Source organism: Paenibacillus sp. RC21, assembly GCF_044907935.1.
Taxonomy (GTDB): domain Bacteria; phylum Bacillota; class Bacilli; order Paenibacillales; family Paenibacillaceae; genus Paenibacillus; species Paenibacillus terrae_A.
Genome location: NZ_JBIYCS010000004.1, coordinates 65,229 through 78,644 on the forward strand (window position 1 = coordinate 65,229; position 13,416 = coordinate 78,644).

The following is a 13,416-nucleotide window of genomic DNA, read 5'->3' on the forward strand; positions in this document are numbered from 1 at the left end:
CTTTCCCTCTCCTTGCTTAACACACTTGATAGGCATTCGGTTCATCAAGGTATCGCATTACACATTCATTGTATATCGATCAGAATAGTCATTTCAAGCAGGCTACAGTCTGAATAAAAGAAAGAGGACAGCCTTATTCGAAACTAGTCAAATAAAACTTCCCTCTCGCTGTGCCATCTATTTTTCTATCGTGTCCAAACTTGGACTCTCCGTCTTGGATGCCTGTCCACCTTTGCGCCGCCGTGCGCCCAAGCGCATGGCAACAATCCGATAGATTGAGGCAGGGCGTATGGATACGGCCCAGTTCGCGTCCGCATCCGGTGCAAGCACGACTCCCAACTGGTGGTGATCACCATCGTACATACCGCGCTGCACAAACTTGCTCTCACCTTGAAGGTTACGTACCTCCAGCTTGCAAAAAGCAGAGTTGATCCGCAAGGCTTGGTGCAATTCGTTGCGGCTGTTCACGACGACGCTGTTGACGCGGTAAATGGCCTCGCCGGGCAGAATACCCATCGCCGTCGCCGGACTGTCCGGCAGCACAGCCAGCACACGCAGCCCTTGCTCCGGATGAACAAACATAGGGCTGAGACGGCTCTCTTCCATGTTGCCGTACCAGATCAGCGCCTCATGGGCCAGGAAGGAGAACAACGCTGCCACCAGCGTCAGCGGACTCCACCACGCCGCCAGCAGGCTCAGCAGGAGCAAGGCTCCACTGTAGAGAAGCAGGCGGTTGGACGTTAGCACCGCCTTCTGGCGTGGCAACTGGCCTAACGTCACGCTGCTGAAGCCCATAAGAACAGGCAAGGCTGCCAGCATATATCCGGTTCCATCACCAAACAGCGGCGTCCACGGAAGCGCAAAACCTCCCTGAACAGGAACCAGAAGCAACAACGGAATGGGCCAGAGGTCTTCCATCCGGTAGCCTCCGACCAGCCTTCCCCGCTTGCCCTCCACGAACAGTGGTGTTGCGGCCTTTCCTCCCTGCCAGCGAACCAGTAGCGCCTCAGCCACATGCAGCACAGCAACCAGTACCAGCAACGCAGGAATATCCAATCCACGGATGGCTGCCACCGATGTTCCAAGCGTTCCCACAGGCTGCCAGCCCTCTGCCACGTTCAGAGCAAACTGGGCTACACCCAGCAGGCCCACCGAATAGGCCAGGCACAGGTAACGCACGCGCACCAGCATAAGCAGCAATGTGGTCACCCACAGGCATACGATGGAGGCCGTGGTCAGATGCACACTTACGAACATTCCCAGAGCAGACAGGGCCAGCCCCGCAATTAGACCACTCCAGACCACACGCCACGTCTCCCCCGGCCAATTATGCAGCCTGGTATGAAAGAGCTTGCGCTCCAGCAGCATTTGCCGACGATAGCCAAGCGCGACAATGAGTATCGAGATATAGTAAAACGGCTGCAAAAGCAGGTACAAGCAAGCATTTAGAACGCTCCATCCCCATTGTAAAGCCCATTCCAAGTTCATTCACACTCCTTATGCCCCTGGCCCGCTGTTCAGCGGATCACGTACATTTCATATCCATTTATTCTATATGAAATTGCCAACGTAGGGAAGACAATCCGGCAGACTGCAAATAAATCCCAAAATAAAAGGAGGCTGTTTCCAGCCCCCTTTGTTGTAGCCTTATTACTATTTCGCTGCGCTGGTCTTCATTTCCTTCCGAATCTCTTCAATCCCCTGCTTGAGTTGATTGTCATTTTTCGGATCGCGAATTTTTTCGATCAGCTTGGCTTCCATCGCCGCTGCTGTCTTCGCATCAATCACACCGTTAACCGTCAGCTTCGCCTGTTTTTGAAAAGCATTAACGGAGCTTTCCGTCACTTTATCAAAATAGCCGTCTTCGCGGCCTGGCTTGTAGCCCAAGCCTTGCAGAATGATTTGCGCATTTTTCACATCGCCGCTATTCATATTGTATTTCAACGGCTTTTCCTTGTTCAGTGGTGCTGCTGTGAAGAATTCAGGCTGTTCCACCGCGATATCCGGCTTAATGCCTTTTTTATGAATCCACGTTCCATCTGGCGTCAGCCATTTGGCAATCGTGATTTTAAGCAGGCTACCGTCGCCCATTTGCTTGTCATAGCTGGTCTGTACGGTACCTTTACCAAAGGAATTTTCCCCGATCAATACTGCGCCAGCCGATTGCTGGAGAGCGCCTGCCAGGATCTCGGACGCGCTTGCGCTACCTTTATTCATGAGCAGCGTCACCGGATATTTCTTACTTGATCCTTTGGATTTCTCTTCTTCACGCTTCTGATTCTTGTCTTCCACTTGCACGATCGTTTTGCCAGAAGGTACAAATTGCTGTGCGATATCAATCACGACGGAAAGTACGCCGCCCGGGTTATTACGCACGTCGATGACGAGCCCTTTAAGTCCCTGTTTTTCCAGCTTCGCGAGTTCTTCTTTAAAACGATCTGCTGTATTCAAGGAGAACTGGGTAATCGTGATTACACCTACACCGCCGCTTTCCATATGAGCCGTCACGGTTTCCATATCAATGCTGTCACGGGTAATGGTGTATTCCAACGGATCAGGAGAGCCGTTGCGCTGAATTTTGACCTTGGCCTGACTACCTTTAGGTCCACGTATTTTGGAAACGGCCTTGTTCAAATCCAGACCATCCAGCGTTTCACCGTTAACGGACAAAATAATGTCCTTGGAACGCAGTCCCGCCTTCTCGGCCGGTGAGCCTTTAATTGGCGTTACTACGACCACTTTTCCGTTTTCTGCCGCTACCTCAGCCCCGATTCCGGTAAAGGAGCCTTCAATGGACTGTTCAAACTGCTGTGCTGTTTCTTTGCCCATATAAGAGGAATATGGGTCGCCGAGCGATTCCATCATACCGTTGATGGCTCCGTCCACCAGCTTGGTACGGTCGACGTCCTGATAATATTGCCCCTGAATCAGATCCATCGCTGTCTCGATTTTGCGGATATCACTTCTGGAGGTGGAACTGCTACCTGTCACGCTCGCCAGCAGTCCTTCGCCCAGAGCGCTGCTTCCCACTGTCGTCGTTCCAGTATAAGCAAAAGTGAGCAGGCTACCGCCAAGCAGCCCAATCACCATCAAGAGTACCGCTGTACTTTTTTTCAACATCTAATCGTCCACCGCCTTCTATTGATCTTGTATACTATTGCCTTACAACGCATATCCATCCACGCAGTATACGTCTAGCTTGTACGGAATATGTTAATTGTATCCTACTCTGTGTTTCAATGCACATGTTCTGCACCGGGTATCAAGCTATGAAGACAAAGCCCTATCTACAACCGTATTGGCTACAAATAGGGCTTCCCTTTTCAACTATAGATAGTTCATCGGATTTACTGGTTTGTTATTCTCGCGCACCTCAAAATGACAATGAGGTCCTGTTGAATTGCCCGTCGAACCAACTTCTGCAATTTTTTGACCGCGTTTCACAGTCTGTCCTGTACGTACCACCGTACCGCCATTGCGAATATGTCCGTATAGGGTCCATAATCCGTCTCCGTGATCAATCACGACCGTATTGCCATAGCCACTCCACCATTCCGCAACAATGACAACACCATCTTCTGCTGCATGAATATCGGTTCCCTGTGGAGCCGCCATATCAATGCCTGTATGGCCTTTAAGCTTGCCGGTAATCGGATGTACCCGCATGCCAAAAGTAGACGAGAGTCGGTAATTGGATACAGGCAAAGCCAACGTGCCCGATCCACCCGTATACGTACTGGCTGCCGTATGACTGGAATTCGAGCCTGCGCCTGAGGATGAAGAGGCATATCGCTTGGCTTCAGCGGCACGCGCAGCCGCTCTAGCACGTGCCGCTTTAGCCGCCTGCTCCGCTCTGAGCTTATTTTTCTCCTGCAACAGACCCACACGTTTGTTAGCGAGGGCTACCAGCATATCATTTTGCTCTTCACTGATTTCATCCGACTCAGCAATATCATGATCATAATTGGCAATCAGTCTTTGCTTCTCTTTTTCCTTCGAATTCAGTTCTACTTTGGCGTCCTGCTTAAGCGCATACAGCTTCTTGGCATTTTTATATTCTGTGTCGAGCTGCTTCTTCTTGCTTACGACCAGAGCCTTGTCCTTTTTATGCTCGTCCAACAAGATTTGATCCTGCTCCACGATCGTTTTCAGGGAATCCACCCGGCTGAGGAAATCGCTAAAGCTGGCCGAAGACATAAGCACGTCCATATACGAGACCGTTCCGTCCGTATACATCAAGCGCACACGGGTCTCCAGCATCTTTTCACGTGCCTGAATGCGGTCAATCGCTTCAGATAAATCTTTTTTGGTTGCACGCAGATTATCTTCGGTTTGATCAATCTGAACCGCTACACGAGTCAACTGGTCGCTGACGCTGTTAATCTGGTCGAGTACAATTTTCAGGTTTTGCACGGTTTTATTTTTGTAATGTTGGGCATACTGTTTATCTTGAGCCGCCTTTTCCTGCTGTTGCTTGGCAGATTGGGCCTGCTTTTCCAATTGATTCAGTTGCGAATTGATTTCATGCATGCTTTTGGCATATCCGTCAGAAGGCTGGATTAGCAATGCGGCTACCAAAGTAGCGGCCAACACAGATCCTGTTTTTTTCAACTTGCACTCCCCATCCTTTATCGCAAAATAACACCGGCTTCCCCGTTCTAAAGAATACCGACTGTGACGTCCACCAATGAATCTTTATACTTTCAAGAACTTGCGCATGGATAGGGTACTGCCTACAATCCCGACGAGCATTCCCAAAATGATTAGCAGGGCACTCAATTGAATCCAAACGCCCTGAAGCGGCATAAGCTTCAACATATTCAGTGCAATATCGCCTTGAACGGCTGTAAGCAAACGCTGATAACCAGCAAACAAAATACCTACCGTAATCACAGAACCCATCAGGCCAATAAGCGCACCTTCAATAAAAAACGGCCATCGTATAAAAAAGTTGGTCGCACCAACCAGTTTCATAATGCCAATCTCTCTGCGTCGTGCCAAAATGGTCACGCGGATCGTATTCGAAATCAGGAACATGGACATAAGTCCCAATCCAGCTACGAATATAAAGCCCACATTACGGATGAGCTTGGTAATGGTGAAGAGCGTCTCCACGGTACCTTTTCCGTAACGGACCTTTAAAATCGGTTTCTCCGGATGTATCGTGTTCAGCTTCTCAATCTTCTCAGCCACAAATGGGACCGTTGTCGGTTCAATGACCTCTACAACGATTTTGTCTGGAAGCGGATTGCTGTCCTTATCAAAACCTTCCAGCAGCTCCTTGCCGCTGTCTCCCAAATCTTTTCGCAGCTCCTCCAAGCCTTGAGCTTTGGTGATAAAGGTGGTTTTGCTAATTTCCGGCATCGCCGCGATTTCCTTTTGCAGCGTTTCACGCATGTTTTGTTCTACATTCAGCTCCAAAAATACGTTAACCTCCACCTGGCTATCCGCCTGATCAGCCAAGGAGTTGACGTTAAGCACCAGCATAATAAACACACCCAGTATAAGCAGTGACACAACAATCGAGGTGACGGATGCCACGGACATCCAGCCATTGCGGAATATGTTTTTGAAGCCTTCCCGCAGATGACGCAAGAAGGTATTAAAAGTCATATCCGTACTCCCCTCTCACCTGATCCCTTACGATGTTACCATTTTCGATGGCAATGACGCGTTTACGCATGGAGTTTACGATGTCCTTATTGTGTGTCGCCATAACAATGGTCGTGCCGCGAAAATTAATTTCGTCCAGCAACTGCATGATCTCCCACGATGTTTCGGGGTCCAAATTACCTGTGGGTTCATCGGCAATGATCACGGACGGATTGTTGACAATAGCCCGTGCAATAGCTACGCGCTGCTGCTCCCCACCGGAAAGCTGGGCAGGCTCGCGATTCATTTTCGTTTTCAAGCCAACCAATTCGAGCACTTCCGGCACCCGTTTGCGAATCAGCTTCTTGGGAGCCTCAATGACTTCCATCGCAAAAGCGACATTCTCATAGGCCGTCAAACGCGGCAAAAGCCGGAAATCCTGAAAAATGACTCCGATGTTACGACGAACGTAGGGAATTTTACGCTGCTTGAGCTTCCCGATATTAAATCCATTAACTGAAATTTGCCCCTTGGTCGGTACTTCTTCTCTATAAATAAGCTTCATAAAAGTCGATTTACCCGCCCCGGACGGGCCGACTACGTATACGAATTCATTACGGTCAATTTTGACCGATACTCCCTGAAGTGCGTGGGTTCCATTAGTATAGGTCTTCCACACATCCTGCATTTCAATCACTCGATCACTTCCCGCTGCTTAATCATAATACGTATAACTTAATATCCATTCGACATATTCCATGCATTTCCTTTAAAAAGTCCTGTATTTCATCATACCGTTTATCATTGTAACAAATTTGTTACCTAAATAGTACCGAAAGTTTTCTGCTTTTGGCACATATATATGAATATTATGGCACATGAACACGCTGCCAAGCTTACGAGACAGGAGACAGCCGCATTATGAAAAAAATTCATTTATCCTTCATCTGGATATGGACTGTAATTCTGGCGTTGGCCATGTTGTGGGGAGGACTGCATCTGTACGCCGACAGGCAAACGCTGCCGAAAGGCGTAACAGTCGGAGGAGTCAATGTGGGAAATATGGATAAAACAGCCGCGCTCCGACTGCTGGACACAAAGCTGAATACATTGAAGCAACGCCCCCTGATCCTGACGGACAGCGACAGTAGCGCGCAGGATATCAAGCTTACGCTCGGGGAAGCGGGTATCCACTATGAAGCGAAGGCATTCCGTGATGCCGTGAATGCGCTCGTCTCGGAGCATCTTTGGACTCGTGCGCAGACGCGGTTTTCCTTTGGAAAAGAATGGACCATCACACCTTCCCGGCAGGAGTCAGCCTTGCAGGCCAGGTTCGGAGCTAATTGGGAGGAACAGCGTTACGGCAAGCCTGTCAATGCCGTGCGCCAGATCGACGGGGACGATCAGATTCGCTATATTCCCGGCCGCTCTGCCAGGCGCCTGGATTGGCCCAAGCTGGGCGTAGCGCTGGATAAGGAGCTGCCCAAGGATTTTACCGCTTCCGGGGAGCCAGTGCGGGTAGAGCTGCCGTTTCGTCAACTAGAGCCGGACATTATGGTGGACAGTCTGCGGAGCGAAGGGATTGAGCGCAAAATTGTCCAGTTTTCCACCAGCCTCAGCAGCAGCTCGGAAGGACGTGTGTACAACGTCAATTCAGCGGCAAGCACCGTTGACGGTTTGATTCTCAAGCCGGGCGAGATATTCGATTATGGTCAGATCATTGCCAAGGCTGAGCGCACACATGGCTTTCGTGAAGCTCCCGTGATCGTAAACGGGCAGCTGGAACCGGGCATTGGCGGCGGGATTTGTCAGGTATCCAGCACCGTCTATAATGCGGCGCTGCGAGTCGGTCTGGACATTGTTGAGCGCCGCAACCATTCCTTGCCGGTCAGCTACCTACCCAAAGGTCAGGATGCAACTTTTGCTACAGGATCTATCAATTTCCGCTTCAAAAACAATACAGGCAAGCATTTGCTCCTTCGTGCCGCTGTCCAAAACCGGACGCTTACCGTCAAATTTTTCGGCACATTCCCGTCCAATGTGTCCTATGAGCTGGAATCGCGTACGGTTCGTGTATTACCCATTCCAGAGAAAACAATCCGTAATGACTCACTTTCCCCCGGCTTCTATCAGGTGCTTCGGCAGGGCAAGGCAGGATACGTGGTGGAAACGTACCGAATGAAGATCGTAGATGGCAAGACCGTGGAGCGCACCCGAATCAGCCGTGATACCTACCGTGCGCAGCAGCGTATTGTGGCTGTTCACAGCGGAAGCACATCGCCTGAGCCGCAAACACGCGAACAGCAGGAGCCTATTGTAGAAGACGGCATAAGTGAATAAAGCATGCATACAATCATAACAAAAAATCCCCTTCGACTACCGCCTGAATTGGTACCAGCGGAGTTAAAGGGGGATTTCAAGTGACGGGATGGTTTTACTCGCTGCGTTTGCCTGAAACAGAAATTTCTACAGGCGCACTTTCGCTTCCGTCTTCATCCACTGCTTTGACAACCAGCCTAACAGTGGCTTTTTGAGTAAGCACGCTAATGCTAAACGTACCATCGTCCTTGGCTACTTCACTACCGATTGGCAGATCGTTGGAATAGACGGTTACTGTGGAACCTGCTTTAGCTGTCCCCGTAATCGTACCTTCGCCGTCATGCACTTCGTTTACTTTAAGTGTATCACTGGAAGCTACCGCATCAGTGTTTGAATCTGTAGTTGTATCAGTGCTTGTGTCTGTCGCTGTGGAGCTGTCCGTAGTCGTATCCGTGCTGTTGTTCGTTGTGCTGTCTGTATTCGTTGTCGTGCTGTCTGTGCTGGTGCTGCTATCTTCTGTTTCGCTTCCAGGAGCAGTAGACGTGTTACCATACGTCGAATCCGTAACGTTACCGTATGTGGAATCTGTTACCGTTCCACCAGGAGTCGATGTGAGATTATCAACCGCGCTCAGGTTGTAACCGGAAGCTGCATCCAGAATAGCAACTGCTTCTGCACGTGTCAGCGACTTCAATGGCTGGAATTTACCATCAGGATAACCGTTGATGATTTTTTGCTCCGCAGCAGCGGCTACACTTTTTTTCGCCCATGATCCGATTTTGTCGGAGTCTATGAACTTGGTAACATCTGCCGCGTTACCTGCTGTCAGTCCAATGGCTTTGCCCACAATAGCGGCAGCTTCCTGACGCGTTACTTTTCCATTCGGTTTGAGCTTGTTATCTGCATAGCCGCTTATGTAACCTGCATTCACGGCATTTGTCAGTTCATTGAATGCCCAGTGCGAAGCTGGTACATCTGTGAACGTTCTGTTTCCATTACCGTTTACCTGAACACTGTCCGCATACGTTACGTCCGTCACGGCTGGAGTATCCTGCGTGAACGTACCGAGACTACGGTTCAAGAGAACGATAAATTCTGCACGTGTGATGGCCGCATCCGTTTTCACCGCACCGTCTAATTTTCCTGTAGCCGACCAACGTTGTACCTGGTCTCCTGCCCAATGACCGCTTGTATTCTGAGGAGCGGCTGCTGCTGCGCTGAATGCGCTAAGAATAAGACCTGTACTCAATACACTAGTAACTGTGTTTCTGAACTTATTTCCCATACTCTGAATTCCTCCTTATGATTGGCTTCACCATTCTTTTTTTAAACACTTTACCAGAAATCAAACCCAAAAAACCCCCAAATTAAAAAAATCGTCCCATATAACCATAACCCGTCCTTATGTAGCATAAATGGGACTCAGGACTTAATACCTAGTTATTCACTGGGATATGTATATTTGGACAGACTACGTTATACTGAAATCACAAAATCCCTAGTAAAAGAGGTTTTCCTATGGCTCTTATTCAATGTCAGTTTTATTCAGAAGTCCTTGGCTTGAGCACATCCATGCATGTTATTCTCCCTCAGGAAACCCGTTCGCAGATAGGACTCGAAGGCAAGCAAGGAACCGGACCACACCCAACACTGTATTTGCTGCACGGCCTGTCGGACGATGATTCGATCTGGTTACGCAGAACCTCCATTGAACGCTACGTTGCTTCACTGGGGATTGCTGTTGTAATGCCGCAGATTCACCGGAGTTTTTATACCGATATGGAGCAGGGAGGGGCTTACGGGACCTTTATCAGTGAAGAATTGCCGACTTTGGCACGTTCTTTCTTTCCCTTGTCCGCCAAGCGGGAAGACAATTTTGTGGCGGGTCTTTCCATGGGCGGGTATGGTGCCTTCAAACTGGCACTCCAGCATCCAGAGCGCTTTGCGGCCGCTGCCAGTCTCTCGGGGGTAATGGATTTACACGCGGCACGCATCGACCCTATACATAAAGCGATGAGTTCGGCGGAATGGAGTCACATTTTTGGTCCAGATGAAATACGCGGAACAGATCACGACTTGCTGGAGTTGCTACAACGTCATGCTACCTTGGGAACTTCACTCCCCCTGCTCTACCAATGCTGTGGTACGGAGGATTTTCTGTATGAGGGAAACCAGACCTTTCGTAAAGCGTGCGATACTGCCGGGATTCCACTGACCTACGAAGAGGGTCCAGGGACTCATGAATGGGGATACTGGGACGCGAAAATACAGGATGTACTCGCCTGGTTGCCGCTCAAGGGGCGATAAATAAGTGTAAAAAATACCCGCAGCTTCCCTCGCCGTATCATGGCGAAGTGGTAAAGCTGCGGGTATTCATTATGAAGCTATATGCCAATCAAGATTCAGGGTCTTGCCACACATCAAGGAGCTGTCGTCGCAGCCGTAGATGGAGAATCGGATTGTGACTTGGGTAGCACTTTGTACAAGCGCCATTCCCCGTTAAACTCGCCTTCGAGCTGAACCCAGGGTGCTCCTTTTTCATACAAATTCGGATACACCATGTTGATTTTACTCAGTGGCATGCCCGACTTGATCTGAGGTACAAGGATATAATCCACATGACTTTCCTGCGGATAGCTTAATGCCCTATTAAACGTATAATCACTTGTGATCAGGAAGCGCTTCGGATACTGGCTATATACAATCATGGTGTAGGCTGAGGCCGAATCGGTCATAATGGTTGACTTTGGCAAATGCTCATCCAGCCAGACTGCAATTTTCCGGTCCGATTCCTGTCTTACATAGTTCACATTCCCTGTTCGTGTGAGGAAGCTGTTCTCATCCGGCGCGATATCCGGGCGAGTCAGTGCATAGGAGAGTAATCCGGCTGTAAGCACCAGACTGACGGACACCAGACCAAAGGCCGCCCGCCGCGCTCTATCCTGGAGCTGACTCAGCTCATACGGCAGCCAGGCAACGGTAATCGGAAACACGTACATAAAATAGCGGAACCATCCATATGAGGATTGCTTCATCATGAGTAAAAATTGTAAACCCGGCACAGACAGGAACAACAGTAAAATAACCAGCGTTCCCCACCGCAACAACCGCCCGCTTAACAGTCGAATGAACAGAATAGCGAACAACGGCACGGAATACCAGAGGGTTTTAGAAGCGATAAATTTCAAGGCAACCAACGGATGATTAAAGATTTCCACGAATTTATCATCATTTAGCAATTCTGCCGATTGCGCCGTGTTGGAATACTCCGAATTAAGGAAATAGAAGGCATTTCCCATAATGAGATAGTTAAAGAAAATCCACAACAGACCGGAAAAAACAACAGGCAGCAGGAGAAGCAGCCAGGTCGCCTCGACCTTATGTAGCTTTTCCCGAAAAGGCAGCTCACGTCTGCCCATGTTCCGGTGAAGAAACAGAATGGCCACGACCACGCCGCCCGCCATCGCCACCCCGAGGGGGACTGCCTCATATCGAGTCCAGAACGCCATGGCAAGCGCTAATCCGGATACGATCAGACTCGCCGTCATGCGGTCCTTGAGCCACAGCGCAAATTCAATCACCGTCATCATAATAAAATATATGTATAGCGAATCGCTCAGCCCGTTGGCACCGAACAATAAAATAAACGGATTCAGCGCATAGAACAGCGCCAGCATCAAGCTCATTCCCGAGCTAAGCCCTGTTCTGACACCCGCCCGATACAGCAGCACAGCTGTCAAAGCGGCAAAGGTAGCACTCAGGATGACAGCCGCCAATCCGTAGGATGCTAATGCCGGAAATAATGGGTACAGCAGTAATATCACCATTTCCAAAAGACTGGGCAACGGATTCCAGATGAATCCGATGGCACCCAAATGCGGATCACGGCTATATAGCACATAAAATGCATTGGCTACGCGACTGAGCGCGTCCGTATGCATGTATCCCAGAACATAACTGAAATAAATGCCTGCGAACAGCTCCAGCGCAAGTATAAACACAAACAGACCTATAACCATCCATCTGTTTGCTGACCATTTGCGAAAGGACATTCCTCTCGTTCCCCCTCAAACTTGTTACGGTGTTTTTTTCTCAAAATTATGAAGTCTCTTTCTGACGCTGTTGTGGAACGGAGAAAATCCAATAGCGATTCCAGATATAATTGTGAACGGGCACGATGATGGTGGTCAGTACCTCACCGATCAGATACGACCAGCCGATCCAGTGAATGGTTGCGTACATCAGACCTGCATTCAAGAGCAGGCCACAGGAGCAGACCAACAAATATTTAAGAAACTGGGTGCGACTCCCCTCCCCGGTAGGCTCGAATGTCCAGTTCCGGTTCAGCACATACGATACAAGCAGCGTGACTACGAATCCGATCGTAGTAGCCGTTACCGCAGGCACCCTGAACAGTTCCACCAGCAGTACAAGTACACCGACATGGATACCTGTACCCAGCAGCCCCACAATGCCATATTTAATGATTGGATACTTTAGATATGAACGTCTGATCATGTTGATTAAACTCCCTGTCCACCCACAATCGGTCAGCGTTCGCTCGTTTGTCTGCAATCAGATAACGAGGTCTGGCTTTGACTTCGTGATATATGGCGGCGATATATTCTCCTACCACTCCGATGGACAGCATCAATACACTGCCGATAATCAAGAGCAGCAAAATAACAGTTGTAAAACCGGTCACAGCGGTACCCGTTAATTTGTGCGCCAAGGTTTGAATTCCCAATATAACTGAAATCAGCATAAAAATGAGTCCCATTAAACTTACTACCCGCAACGGCACGGTTGAAAACGAAACTATTGCTTCCGCTGCCAGCCGAACCAGTCCCAACGGACTCCAGCGACTGGGGCCCTCCTCCCGAGGAGCCACCCGGAACGAAATCTGGGTTTTGCGGAAACCAAGCCAGGCCGTCATCCCGCGAAAAAATGGAATCCGTTCAGGCATCGCCATCCAGGCATCCACCACCCGGCGATCCAGCAGCTTATAATCCGAGGCATCTTTGAGGTTAAAGCCCGTCAAACGGTTCAAGGTCGCGTAGAACAATGAAGCCCCAAACTTTTTGCCTACCGACTCTTCTCCACGGAATTCCTTCACACATTCGACCAGATCGTAACCCTCATCCTGCCATAAACGCACCATTTCCCCAATCATCTCAGGAGGATGCTGCAAATCTCCGTCCATGACGATGATGGCATCGCCGGAGGCGTTTTCCAGACCTGCGCACAGCGCTAGCTCCTTGCCGAAGTTCCGGCTGAGCCGAAGTGCGAGCAGAGAAGGCATACGACGGGACAATTCGGACAGCTTGAGCCACGTATCGTCTCTGGAACCGTCATCTATGACAATCAGCTCATAGCGTGAAGTGACCACAGACAGCACCCCATCAATCACCTTGAGTGAACGCTCCAGATGTGAGCTTTCATTATACATGGGAATGACAACAGATAAAAAAGGTGTTTTTGTCTCCATTCTTGCTCCTTCTTTCT

General features: G+C 49.5%; 11 protein-coding genes. 2 read left to right on the top strand and 9 right to left on the bottom strand.

The genetic code is table 11. From position 1 onward, the window contains the following. Positions 1-177: 177 nt before the first annotated feature. From ABIA61_RS13870 to ftsE, 5 genes are all read right to left on the bottom strand, one after another. Positions 178-1,488, bottom strand: a complete 1,311-nt coding sequence (locus tag ABIA61_RS13870) for a serine protease (protein WP_283653515.1) — start codon at positions 1,486-1,488, stop codon at positions 178-180. Positions 1,489-1,653: 165 nt separating this feature from the next. Continuing rightward, positions 1,654-3,120 carry a S41 family peptidase gene (locus tag ABIA61_RS13875; protein ID WP_283653516.1) on the bottom strand — a complete coding sequence of 489 codons (1,467 nt, stop codon included), beginning with the start codon at positions 3,118-3,120 and terminating at the stop codon, positions 1,654-1,656. Positions 3,121-3,327: 207 nt separating this feature from the next. Next, positions 3,328-4,611 (bottom strand): murein hydrolase activator EnvC family protein, encoded by a 1,284-nt coding sequence (locus ABIA61_RS13880; RefSeq protein WP_283653517.1) that lies wholly within the window; start codon positions 4,609-4,611, stop codon positions 3,328-3,330. A gap of 84 nt (positions 4,612-4,695) precedes the next feature. Then, positions 4,696-5,613: a permease-like cell division protein FtsX gene (ftsX, locus tag ABIA61_RS13885; RefSeq protein ID WP_404580888.1), complete on the bottom strand. Its 918-nt coding sequence runs from the start codon at positions 5,611-5,613 to the stop codon at positions 4,696-4,698. Next, the gene (gene ftsE / locus ABIA61_RS13890) at positions 5,603-6,289 is read right to left on the bottom strand and encodes a cell division ATP-binding protein FtsE (RefSeq protein ID WP_014278394.1); all 687 of its coding nucleotides are present in this window, start codon (positions 6,287-6,289) and stop codon (positions 5,603-5,605) included. Before ftsE ends, ftsX begins: the two co-directional genes overlap by 11 nt. Positions 6,290-6,513: 224 nt before the next feature. On the opposite strand from ftsE, the gene ABIA61_RS13895 reads away from it, so the two are divergent. Further along, positions 6,514-7,932: a VanW family protein gene (locus ABIA61_RS13895; protein ID WP_283653519.1), complete on the top strand. Its 1,419-nt coding sequence runs from the start codon at positions 6,514-6,516 to the stop codon at positions 7,930-7,932. 94 nt (positions 7,933-8,026) lie between these two features. On the opposite strand, the gene ABIA61_RS13900 is transcribed toward ABIA61_RS13895, so the two are convergent. Next, on the bottom strand, positions 8,027-9,196 hold the full coding sequence (locus tag ABIA61_RS13900) for an S-layer homology domain-containing protein (protein WP_404519460.1): 1,170 nt from the start codon (positions 9,194-9,196) through the stop codon (positions 8,027-8,029). A gap of 233 nt (positions 9,197-9,429) precedes the next feature. On the opposite strand from ABIA61_RS13900, the gene ABIA61_RS13905 reads away from it, so the two are divergent. After that, entirely contained in the window at positions 9,430-10,218 is a 789-nt protein-coding gene (locus ABIA61_RS13905) for an alpha/beta hydrolase (RefSeq protein ID WP_404580889.1), read from the top strand. Between the two features lie 113 nt (positions 10,219-10,331). Here ABIA61_RS13905 and ABIA61_RS13910 read toward each other — a convergent pair whose 3' ends face one another. Genes ABIA61_RS13910 through ABIA61_RS13920 form a run of 3 tightly spaced genes read right to left on the bottom strand, consistent with a single transcriptional unit; the run spans position 10,332 to position 13,399 of the window. Beyond that, entirely contained in the window at positions 10,332-11,963 is a 1,632-nt protein-coding gene (locus ABIA61_RS13910; protein WP_404519458.1) for an ArnT family glycosyltransferase, read from the bottom strand. Positions 11,964-12,009: 46 nt separating this feature from the next. Next, the gene (locus tag ABIA61_RS13915; RefSeq protein WP_044646920.1) at positions 12,010-12,429 is read right to left on the bottom strand and encodes a GtrA family protein; all 420 of its coding nucleotides are present in this window, start codon (positions 12,427-12,429) and stop codon (positions 12,010-12,012) included. Next, the gene (locus tag ABIA61_RS13920; protein WP_044646921.1) at positions 12,392-13,399 is read right to left on the bottom strand and encodes a glycosyltransferase family 2 protein; all 1,008 of its coding nucleotides are present in this window, start codon (positions 13,397-13,399) and stop codon (positions 12,392-12,394) included. Before ABIA61_RS13920 ends, ABIA61_RS13915 begins: the two co-directional genes overlap by 38 nt. Positions 13,400-13,416 lie beyond the last annotated feature (17 nt).

Excerpts from the sequence above, each read along its gene's own strand:
- ABIA61_RS13870 (WP_283653515.1), bottom strand. The coding sequence starts at position 1,488 with ATGAACTTGGAATGGGCTTTACAATGGGGATGGAGCGTTCTAAATGCT.
- ABIA61_RS13875 (WP_283653516.1), bottom strand. The coding sequence starts at position 3,120 with ATGTTGAAAAAAAGTACAGCGGTACTCTTGATGGTGATTGGGCTGCTT.
- ftsX (WP_404580888.1), bottom strand. The coding sequence starts at position 5,613 with ATGACTTTTAATACCTTCTTGCGTCATCTGCGGGAAGGCTTCAAAAAC.
- ABIA61_RS13895 (WP_283653519.1), top strand. The coding sequence starts at position 6,514 with ATGAAAAAAATTCATTTATCCTTCATCTGGATATGGACTGTAATTCTG.
- ABIA61_RS13900 (WP_404519460.1), bottom strand. The coding sequence starts at position 9,196 with ATGGGAAATAAGTTCAGAAACACAGTTACTAGTGTATTGAGTACAGGT.
- ABIA61_RS13905 (WP_404580889.1), top strand. The coding sequence starts at position 9,430 with ATGGCTCTTATTCAATGTCAGTTTTATTCAGAAGTCCTTGGCTTGAGC.
- ABIA61_RS13910 (WP_404519458.1), bottom strand. The coding sequence starts at position 11,963 with ATGTCCTTTCGCAAATGGTCAGCAAACAGATGGATGGTTATAGGTCTG.
- ABIA61_RS13915 (WP_044646920.1), bottom strand. The coding sequence starts at position 12,429 with ATGATCAGACGTTCATATCTAAAGTATCCAATCATTAAATATGGCATT.
- ABIA61_RS13920 (WP_044646921.1), bottom strand. The coding sequence starts at position 13,399 with ATGGAGACAAAAACACCTTTTTTATCTGTTGTCATTCCCATGTATAAT.